Origin of the sequence: Neorhizobium sp. CSC1952, assembly GCF_030378245.1 — a bacterium.
GTDB lineage: Bacteria > Pseudomonadota > Alphaproteobacteria > Rhizobiales > Rhizobiaceae > Neorhizobium > Neorhizobium oryzae_A.
Window position 1 is genome coordinate 521,516 of record NZ_CP128416.1, and the last position, 9,075, is coordinate 530,590.

The 9,075-nt window shown below is 62.2% G+C and carries 15 protein-coding genes; 10 read left to right on the forward strand and 5 right to left on the reverse strand.

Annotated elements, in window-relative coordinates:
* Position 1 precedes the first annotated feature (1 nt).
* Positions 2-388: a DUF930 domain-containing protein gene (locus tag QTA58_RS02755; protein ID WP_085422709.1), complete on the reverse strand. Its 387-nt coding sequence runs from the start codon at positions 386-388 to the stop codon at positions 2-4.
* A 195-nt stretch (positions 389-583) separates the two neighbouring features.
* Here QTA58_RS02755 and QTA58_RS02760 point away from each other — a divergent pair, with 195 nt between their 5' ends.
* The 7 genes from QTA58_RS02760 to QTA58_RS02790 all read left to right on the forward strand — a co-directional run bounded on the left by QTA58_RS02760 (position 584) and on the right by QTA58_RS02790 (position 4,895).
* Positions 584-805, forward strand: a complete 222-nt coding sequence (locus QTA58_RS02760; RefSeq protein WP_289671631.1) for a type II toxin-antitoxin system HicB family antitoxin — start codon at positions 584-586, stop codon at positions 803-805.
* Positions 806-812: 7 nt separating this feature from the next.
* On the forward strand, positions 813-1,064 hold the full coding sequence (locus QTA58_RS02765; RefSeq protein WP_289671632.1) for a hypothetical protein: 252 nt from the start codon (positions 813-815) through the stop codon (positions 1,062-1,064).
* Entirely contained in the window at positions 1,061-1,183 is a 123-nt protein-coding gene (locus tag QTA58_RS02770) for a hypothetical protein (RefSeq protein ID WP_289671633.1), read from the forward strand. The genes QTA58_RS02765 and QTA58_RS02770 overlap by 4 nt, the downstream gene beginning before the upstream one ends.
* A gap of 82 nt (positions 1,184-1,265) precedes the next feature.
* Positions 1,266-3,374 (forward strand): S9 family peptidase, encoded by a 2,109-nt coding sequence (locus QTA58_RS02775; RefSeq protein ID WP_289671634.1) that lies wholly within the window; start codon positions 1,266-1,268, stop codon positions 3,372-3,374.
* Between the two features lie 63 nt (positions 3,375-3,437).
* The gene (locus tag QTA58_RS02780; protein ID WP_289671635.1) at positions 3,438-3,950 is read left to right on the forward strand and encodes a DUF1697 domain-containing protein; all 513 of its coding nucleotides are present in this window, start codon (positions 3,438-3,440) and stop codon (positions 3,948-3,950) included.
* A gap of 13 nt (positions 3,951-3,963) precedes the next feature.
* On the forward strand, positions 3,964-4,488 hold the full coding sequence (locus tag QTA58_RS02785) for a hypothetical protein (protein WP_289671636.1): 525 nt from the start codon (positions 3,964-3,966) through the stop codon (positions 4,486-4,488).
* Between the two features lie 137 nt (positions 4,489-4,625).
* On the forward strand, positions 4,626-4,895 hold the full coding sequence (locus QTA58_RS02790; RefSeq protein ID WP_289671637.1) for a hypothetical protein: 270 nt from the start codon (positions 4,626-4,628) through the stop codon (positions 4,893-4,895).
* 13 nt (positions 4,896-4,908) lie between these two features.
* Here QTA58_RS02790 and dmeF read toward each other — a convergent pair whose 3' ends face one another.
* A complete protein-coding gene (dmeF, locus tag QTA58_RS02795) occupies positions 4,909-5,877 on the reverse strand; it encodes a CDF family Co(II)/Ni(II) efflux transporter DmeF (RefSeq protein ID WP_289671638.1) in 969 nt (322 codons plus the stop codon).
* A gap of 29 nt (positions 5,878-5,906) precedes the next feature.
* Positions 5,907-6,179, reverse strand: coding sequence for a Ni(II)/Co(II)-sensing transcriptional repressor DmeR (gene dmeR / locus QTA58_RS02800; RefSeq protein WP_085422703.1), 273 nt, complete (start codon positions 6,177-6,179; stop codon positions 5,907-5,909).
* A gap of 281 nt (positions 6,180-6,460) precedes the next feature.
* Between dmeR and QTA58_RS02805 the strand changes: the two genes are divergently transcribed.
* On the forward strand, positions 6,461-6,877 hold the full coding sequence (locus tag QTA58_RS02805) for a helix-turn-helix domain-containing protein (protein WP_289671639.1): 417 nt from the start codon (positions 6,461-6,463) through the stop codon (positions 6,875-6,877).
* Positions 6,878-6,923: 46 nt separating this feature from the next.
* Here QTA58_RS02805 and QTA58_RS02810 read toward each other — a convergent pair whose 3' ends face one another.
* Positions 6,924-7,286, reverse strand: coding sequence for a transcriptional regulator (locus QTA58_RS02810; RefSeq protein WP_289671640.1), 363 nt, complete (start codon positions 7,284-7,286; stop codon positions 6,924-6,926).
* On the reverse strand, positions 7,273-7,566 hold the full coding sequence (locus tag QTA58_RS02815) for a DUF6516 family protein (RefSeq protein WP_289671641.1): 294 nt from the start codon (positions 7,564-7,566) through the stop codon (positions 7,273-7,275). The genes QTA58_RS02810 and QTA58_RS02815 overlap by 14 nt, the downstream gene beginning before the upstream one ends.
* 382 nt (positions 7,567-7,948) lie before the next feature.
* Between QTA58_RS02815 and QTA58_RS02820 the strand changes: the two genes are divergently transcribed.
* Complete coding sequence (locus QTA58_RS02820) at positions 7,949-8,089, forward strand: hypothetical protein (RefSeq protein WP_289671642.1); 141 nt, start codon at positions 7,949-7,951, stop codon at positions 8,087-8,089.
* 197 nt (positions 8,090-8,286) lie between these two features.
* Positions 8,287-8,787 carry a GNAT family N-acetyltransferase gene (locus QTA58_RS02825; protein WP_289671643.1) on the forward strand — a complete coding sequence of 167 codons (501 nt, stop codon included), beginning with the start codon at positions 8,287-8,289 and terminating at the stop codon, positions 8,785-8,787.
* The last annotated feature ends 288 nt before the right edge of the window (positions 8,788-9,075 follow it).

Consider the following 9,075-nt stretch of genomic DNA (forward strand, 5'->3'; position numbering starts at 1 on the left):
CTCAGTCGTAGAGGTAATACTGCTCCCATTCGGCGCGCGGGACCTTCGAGCCGATCTTGTAGTCGAAGGACATGATCTTCAAACCCTTGTCGCCCGTCTCGCACTTGTACTTGAGGCGGTACCAGTCGCCGCGGCTGCGGAAGACGGCGCCCGGCGCGCGGATGGAATTGCCGCTCTCGATCGGATCGGCGAAGGTATAGGCGATCACCTTGTCGGGCCGGAAATCCCCCTCCTTGCGGATACGGTCCATCGCCTCGATGTCGCAGCGCTGCTCCCGTCGTTCATTCGGGGCGAGCGCATCCAACTGCCTGACGATGCGGGCGTCGAGCGCGTGAGCGGTCGAAGCGGAAAGCAGGGCGAAAGCCACCAGCGACAGCGTTTTCTTCATGTCATTTCCATCCAAGATGACTCAGGACGGCGCGGAAACTAGGAGATGGTCGGACGATTGACCACCTACCAGAGCGCGAAATAGGATGTTGTGATCGGGGTGGTGTTGAGGGGGCTTTGGGTGAGCAAGCGTCTCGAACGGATGCGAGCCAATCCGCAGGCTTGTACAGTTCATCGATGCAGTGAGGGCTTCGTCATGAGTCCATTGCGATATTCTGTTCTCGTCTCTCCGCTTCCGACCGAGGATGGCGGTGGTTTCCTCGCGACCGTACCGGACCTGCCCGGCTGCGTGAGCGACGGAGAAACGCCTCAGGAGGCCATTTCGAACGTTGAGGACGCGATCGCAAGCTGGATCGAGGCAGCCCATGACATGGGGCGGGACATTCCTCAGCCTTCGCGATGGACGGCGGCGGGATAAACGCATCATGGAAGACGAAATTCAGCCGCTCTCGGATGCGAAGAAAGAGCAGATCAAACTTCGCGCGACGTTTCTCAACAATATCGGAATCGGCGTGATGCTAATTGGTGTATTCACTCCAATCGTGCGCGTGATTTATGGCGACATGAACGCGCAGGTCGATATTCTCTGGCTTGCAGGCTCGCCGTTGGGTTGTTTTCTGCTCGGCATCGCATTACATTTGATGGCGGGTTGGATGCTAAGAGGACTGAGCAAATGACCGAGAAAATCATCCTCGTTCTGATACCGATCATTGGCGTAGCGATGGCTGCCGGTGTGGTCTACTGGCAGAGTTGGCGCGACGGCGTGCTGCCGAACCAGAAGCCGCGGAAGAAATAATCCTCCTTCCCCTTCCCCGCTTGCCTCTTCGTCAAGCGCCGCCTATCTCTGGCACTCCTCTCATGAAATCCGGAGTGCTTCCTTGGCCACCTCCCCGAAATCGCCTTTCGCCGGTCTCCCCGCAGTTCCCGTCGCCGCGAAGAAGCCGGTGGCCGACACCCGCCACGGCATCACCCGCACCGACGACTACGCCTGGCTGAGGGCCGACAACTGGCAGGCGATGTTCAAGGACCCGTCGATCCTCGACAGCCAGATCCGCGCCCATCTCGAAGCCGAGAACGCCTATATGGAAGCGGCCATGGGCGACACGAAGGCGCTGCAGAAGACGCTCTTCGACGAGATGCGCGGCCGCATCAAGGAAGACGACAGTTCGGTGCCGATGAAGGACGGGCCCTTCGCCTACGGCACGCTCTACGTGACCGGCGGCGAACAGCCGCACTATTTCCGCACGCCGCGCGACGGCGGCGAAAAGCACGTGCTGCTGAACGGCGACGAGGAAGCCAGGGATAAGGACTATTTCCGCCTTTCCGGCATCGACCACACCAAAGACCATCTGTTCGGCATCTGGGGTTATGACGACAAGGGCTCGGAATATTTCACGCTGCGCATCCGCGATCTTTCCACCGGCGAGGACCTTGCCGACATACTCGAAAACACCTCCGGCGGCGGCGTCTGGGCGCCGGACGGGAAGAGCTTCTTTTATACGTTGCAGGACGAGAACCACCGCCCGTCGAAGGTCTTCCATCACATCGTCGGCACGCCGCAATCGGAAGACCGGCTGGTCTACGAGGAAGAGGATCCGGGCTTCTTCATGGGCGTCGGCGGGTCTCTGCTGGACGACTTCATCTATATCGACATCCACGATCACGAGACCTCGGAATACCGGCTGCTCTCCACCAGGGACCTGACGGCCGCGCCGATGCTGGTCGCCGAGCGCGAGGAAGGCATCGAATATTCGATGACGGAAGGCGGCGACGTCTTCTACATCCTTACCAATGATGGGGATGCCAAGGATTTCAAGATCATGCAGGCACCGGTTGATGCGCCGGGCAAGGAGAACTGGACGGAGGTCGTGCCGCACGAGCCGGGCCGGCTGATCATTTCCCACATGGCGTATCAGCGCCATCTCGTCTGGCTGCAGCGCAAGGACGGCCTGCCGCAGGTCATCGTCCGCGACCGCAAGACCGGCGAGGAACATGCGATCGCCTTTGCGGAAGAGGCCTATTCGCTCGGCCTGCAGGGAGCGGCGGAATACGACACCGACGTGATCCGCTTCTCCTATTCCTCGATGACGACACCCTCCCAGCTCTTCGACTATAATATGGTGACCCGCGAGCGGGTGCTCCTGAAGACGCAGGAAGTGCCGTCCGGTCACAATCCGGACGATTATGTCACCCGCCGGGTGATGGCGCCGGCGCATGACGGCGAGCTGGTGCCGGTCTCGCTCCTCTACCGCAAGGATACGCCCCTCGACGGTTCGGCGCCCTGCCTGCTCTACGGCTACGGCGCCTATGGCATCACCATTCCCGCCGGCTTCAACACCAACATCCTGTCGCTCGCCGATCGCGGTTTCGTCTACGCCATCGCCCATATCCGCGGCGGCAAGGACAAGGGCTTCGCCTGGTACGAAAACGGCAAGATGGAACACAAAGCCAATACGTTCAAGGACTTCATCGCCGCGGCTGACCATCTGAATCAACAGAAGTTCACGTCCTACGCCAACATCATCGCCGAAGGCGGATCGGCGGGCGGCATGCTGATGGGCGCCATCGCCAACATGGCGCCGGAGAAATTCGCCGGCATCATCGCCGCCGTGCCTTTCGTCGACGTGCTCAACACGATGCTGGACGACACGCTGCCGCTCACCCCGCCGGAATGGCCGGAATGGGGCAACCCGATCGACAGCATCGAGGAATACCAGTGGATCGCGGCCTATTCGCCCTATGACAATGTCGCGGAAAAGCCCTACCCGCCGATCCTTGCTCTCTCGGGCCTGACCGATCCGCGCGTCACCTATTGGGAGCCGACCAAATGGGTGGCAAAGCTTCGGGAGAAGGCGCCGGAGGCGGGTCCCTATCTCTTGAAGACCAACATGGCGGCCGGCCATGGCGGCAAGTCCGGCCGTTTCCAGCGGCTGGAAGAGATCGCCTTCGAATATGCCTTCGCCATCAAGGTGGCGGGGAAGATGTGACACGTTGCACGACGCCTGCGGCAAGCGAGAGGCGATAACATTCGAGAGGGGGAGGAAAAGCCGATGACCGTCTACATTGCCCTGCTCCGGGCGGTGAATGTCGCCGGCACCCCGCTTCAGATGAGCGAACTCAAAAGCATCTGCGAGGGGCTCGGCTTCGACGACGTCCGAACCTATATCCAGAGCGGCAACGTGCTGTTCCGGTCCGATGAGCCGGAGGATGCCGTCGCCGAAAAGCTCGACGGCGCGCTGGAGAAAAAATTCGGCAGGAAGCCGGGCGTCATGGTGCGCACGACCGGGGAGCTGGAACAGGTCGCCGGGAATGCGCCCTTTCCCGAAGCCAAGCCGAATTTCCTGCTCGTGAACTTCCTCGCAGAACCCGCACCCGCCGATGCGCTCGACAAGATGGCGGCACCGGACGGCGAGGAGGCGGTCGTCGCCGGGCGGGAGATCTACGTCCACTATCCGAACGGCTCGGGCCGCTCGAGGCTGAAACTGCCGGCGCTCAGGACGGCCACGTCCCGCAACCTCAATACGGTTCGCAAGCTCGCCGAATTGGCGCGGGCGATGGAATAGGCGGATCGGAGCCATGGCGGGCATCATCATCCCGATCGTCTGCTGCGCCATCATCCTCTATGCCGTCGGCACGATCTCCCGGTCCCTTTGGAGGCAACGGAAGAGCAAGCCGCCCGCCTGGCCGCCCTACCCGCTCATAAACGCGACGGAGGAAGAGATGGACCGCCGGCACGCGGAGCTGCGCGACATGCTTTCACACGAGCGGCTCGGCCCGCAGCGGGCGCGGCGGCTCTGGAGAAAGCTGCAGGCGGCAGAGACCGGCAAAGGCCTCATCCACGAATTCCACCGCGACTTCTGCGGCCACGGCTTGATCCGCACGGAGCGGGGCGTGATCCTCTGCGATATCCAGGACGGCCATTTCCCCGGGCCGGCCATCGCGGCATGGGAGACCGAAGACGCCTTCGTCGACTTCTTCTCCCGTCAGAGCGATTTCACCATGAGCGGCTGGGATCCGGCCGAACCGGTCTTCCATACGGAAGACGAATGGTATCGGGACAACCGGCGGCTCAGGACACGGATCATCGACAGGTTCCTGTAGGAAACCGCAGCGAAGCACGCATCGGTTGCACATTCCTGTCAAGCCCCCGCAATCAAATCGGCACAGTCGCCGCAAGCCTCGCGCAAGGTTCGGACGTTAACCATTTGTTAACCATTCCGAACACGGGCGTTCCGCCAATGAAGATCGATAGCGGCCTCAACGGCTATCATTATCCCAACCGGGCACTCGATATGGGCCGTAAAACCGAAGAAGCGCCGCAGCTCGAAACGCCGGCATTCGAGCGTTCTCCCAATGCGCTGACCGGCAGCAGCACGCTGCTCTCTTCCGCGCTCGCGAACGCCCTCTGGGTGGTGGAGAGCGGCGATGCAGGCCCGGAGAGCGCGGCTGCGCAGATGCCCTCCGTTCCGCAGGATTGGGTCGAAGGCATCTACCAGGAATTCGCCTGAGCCTTTTCCGGCGTTACGCCGCCTCCGCCGGCGTGACCTCCACCGTGACATGCGACAGATCCCGGATGCCCCGGAGCTTTTCCTTGTAGAAGGACGGCGCCCTGGGTTTCGGCGTGACCAATGCCACGATCGCCGCATGATGGCCCGGTCCCACCTGCCAGACATGCAGGTCGGAAATGCGGTCCTCTTCCGTCTCCACCTTGCGGCGGATTTCATGCGCCAACGCCTCGTCGTCCGGCTGCGCGTCGAGAAGCACCGTCGCGGTGGCGCGGATCAGGCCCCAGGACCAGCGGGCGATCACCAGTCCGCCGACGACGCCCATCATCGGATCGAGCCAGACCCAGCCATAGGAGCGGCCGAGAAGAAGAGCCGCGATCGCCAGGACGGAGGTCAGCGCGTCGGCGAGCACGTGCAGATAGGCGGCGCGCAGATTGTGGTCCTCGGCGCGATGGGCATGGCCGTGTCCGCCGTGGTGTCCGTGGTGTCCGCCGTGATGATGGGCGCCGTGATGCCCGTCATGGTGATGATCCTCGTCCCTGAGCAGCCAGGCGCTCACGAGGTTGACCGCCAGCCCGAGCACGGCAACCCAGATCGCCTGGTCGAAATCGATCGCCACCGGATCGGCAAGACGCACGACGCTCTCCCAGGCGATCAAGAGCGCGATCAGCGCAAGCACGATGGCGCTCGCGAAACCGGCGAGATCCCCGAGCTTCCCGGTGCCGAACGTGTAACGCGGATTGCGGGCCTGGCGGCGAGCATAGAGATAGGCGAGCGCCGCGATCAGCATCGCGCCCGCATGGGTCGACATGTGCCAACCGTCGGCGGTCAGCGCCATCGAGCCGAAGAGCGAGCCGGCGACGATCTCCGCCACCATCATGGCCGCCGTCAACGCGATGACAAGCCACACCTTGCGCTCGTTGCGCTCGTGATCCGCGCCCAGGAACACATGGTCGTGCTTCAGGTCCTCGACGGAATGCGCCATGGACTTCTCCTTTTCCTCATCAAACCCGCTCAGCGGATATAGGTTCGAAGCGCCTCGGCGAGCTCTTCGGCCGCCTGCGCGCGCTCCCTCTCGTCTCCGGCATGCAGGACGTGCTCGTGCAGGTGATCCTGCATCACCTCGCCGGTGAGTCCGGCAAGTGCGCCGCGGATCGAGGCAAGCAGTTGCAGCACCTCGCCGCATGGCGCCTCGGCCTCGAGCGCCCGCTCGACCGCTTCCATCTGTCCCTTCAGCCGGCGCACCCGCGCCAGAAGCTTCGCCTTCTCCCGAATGATGTGAGCCATGGACCGCTCCATATAGTATAGGGGGATACCCTATATTGGATGACGCCGGCCGCCAATAGCCAAATTGCCGCAAGCTACGGCGAAGCCTCGGATGGGCTCGGTAGGCTGGAGCGTCGGCCGGTCTCATTGCGAGGAGGCATACAATCTCTCGGAAATTCTCCGAACCTGACATGATGCCGGCAGCGGCATACGCCCTCATGTCACCTCTCCGCTTGTCCCGGCGCAGGTGAAGACCTAGATGATTTCTATAGTCACTAGAGCTTCAAGAGGGATTTTCAGCCATGCTGTCGATCGGCGATCTTTCGAAACGCACCGGCGTCAAGGTGCCGACCATCCGCTATTACGAGCAGATGGGCCTTCTGGAGGCGGCGGAACGTTCCGAAGGCAACCAGCGGCGCTACGAGAAGACCGATCTCGAACGGCTCGCCTTCATCCGCCATGCGCGCGATCTCGGGCTCGACATCCCGGCGATCCGCGAGCTGATCGCACTGAGCGAACATCCGACAGAACCCTGCGCCGATGCCGACAGGATCGCCGCAGATCACCTTGCCGCGGTGCGCGAAAAGATCGAGAAGCTGAAGAGGCTGGAGCACGAGCTCGAACGCATCGTCTCCCAATGCGACGGCGGACACTCGATCGGGGACTGCCACGTGATCCGCGCGCTTTCGGATCACGGACTGTGCGAGAGCGAGCATTGAAGGCAGCGCCGGCAGGTGACTGCACCGCGATTGAGGTTTGCTTCGATCAGGCCGCAGCCTCGATGTCGAATTCGAGGTGAATACGGTCATAGGGAAACACCACTCCGCCGCCCTCCGCCCTGTCGATCACGCCGCTGCCGAGCAACATATCCACGTCGCTGTGAACGCCTTTGAAGTCCCTGCCGACACGGCGGGCGACTTCGCGGACGCTCAGCGGCCCCTGGCCGGTCATCACCTGCACGATTTCAAGCCGCTTGGGCGCCAGAACACGGTGGAGCAGCTCCCAGGACGGAAAGGACAAGGTATGCTGGGCCGGTTTTTTATTGCCGGCCTCGGCCGCCTTGACCGTCTCCGAAACCGAAGCCAGGGACTGTTCGAGCGTCTCGATCTTCACCTTAAGGGTTGTCACGCAGCCATCCTCTCACATCGGCGCCGAAATCCGCCAGCAATTCATCGATACCCTTGAAAGCATAGGGCGCTTCCTCGACGCCGAAATGCCTGTGATCGCCCTTGCCGGCCTCGTTGTCGTATCGCAGAACGCATTCGCCTCCAGCCACCAGTGTCATGCTGTACTTGAAGCCGTGGGCGCTTCCGCGCAGCGGGGCCGGCACATGCCAGACGACGATTTCAACGAACACGCCTTCACGGAGATAGCTGCGCGTCCTTTGAACCAGTATCGCTTTCGCCATCCGCCGTCCCGCAATCTCTGATGTAATCTACCCCATCAACACCGCCCGGCAAAGACGGAATTTGACAATCGGGTGAACGTGGCCGCACAGCGATCTGAAGCCTCTAGCCGGACGGGGCTGCCGCCTTCAGCGTCTCGATCGCCTTGCGCAGCGCCGGCGAGCGGTTGCGCGGATCGTAAAGCACGGCGAGGCTGAGCGTCAGCGATGCGGGATAGGGTTCGATCCGGCGCCGGACGGTGCCGGAAATATCGATGCTTCGCGACTGGACCGGCGCCAGGCCGATCCCGAGACCGGCCGAAACCAGGGAAAGCTGCTCTTTGCGCCGGCGGCGCGGGAATATCTCGCAAGCCTGTTCTTCCGGCTGAAGCTCGCGCTTCTTCTCGTGGCGGGCGGCAATGCAATCCTGCTGCGCCTTCTCGACGGCCGCAACGCGCGGCGGGCCGCGGGAGCCATCTGCGGCCTCGCCTCGCTCACGCTATGGGTGGCGATCATCTTCGCGGGGCGCATGCTCGCCTTCGGATGATTGCGCTTGACAAGCTTCGCGAACGGGAGCATCTGAGCGGCCATGATCAAGATGCGCACCACCATCGCCTGCTCGTATTTTTGGGCCTACCTGTAAGGGGCGGCTCGACAGATCATCATGTCAACAAGCCGCCGTCAGGCGGCTTTGTTGTTTCAGACGGCACCTGATGGCGAAAAGACCGAAAGAGGATGCCGGAAATGACCCCAGACACGATTGAAGACACCGAAATCTCGCTGCCGCGCCCGCCCGTCGTGACGATCCGCAGCGCCAAATCGCGCGACCTGCCCGAGCTCAACGAGATGATCGCGGCGCTTGCCGCCCATCACAACGATCCCGCCGCCATCACGCCCGAAAAGCTCGAACGCGACCTTTTCGGCCCCATGCCGTGGATCACCGCCCTCGTCGCCGATACGGGCTCGGAACTGATCGGCTACGCCATCCTCGTGCCGCTCTACAGGGCGCAGGAAGGCACGCGGGGCATGGACCTGCACCATCTCTTCGTGCGCGACGGCCATCGCGGCCACGGCATCGGCCACCATCTGGTCTCGCGCGCCCGCGAAGTCGCGAAGAATGCCGGCTGCGACTATCTTTCGGTCAGTGCCGCGACCGGCAATTTCGCCGCCCATCGCTTCTACGAACAACTGGACTTCAAGCCGCGCCCGGTCACCGGCATGCGCTACATGCAGGCGCTGGTATGAGGCAAGACCGGCCGAGGCCTATCCGGCGGCCTTGGCCAGGACTGCGAGATAATCGTTGACCGCGTCACGAAAGGTGGTCTTAAGGCTTTCGAAATCGCCTGCGTGAAAGCCGATCACATCGACAATGTCCGCAATATGCCCGACGAAGATTTCATCTTCGGCATCGAATTCGATACGGGCGGTATAGCCTTTATATTCGGGGAAGTTTCATATCGGCGTGCATTTGCCCCTCACTTGCGATTTCTAACACTTAGCTAAAGCTAAGATGTTGAAATCGCTTTCTCTCCC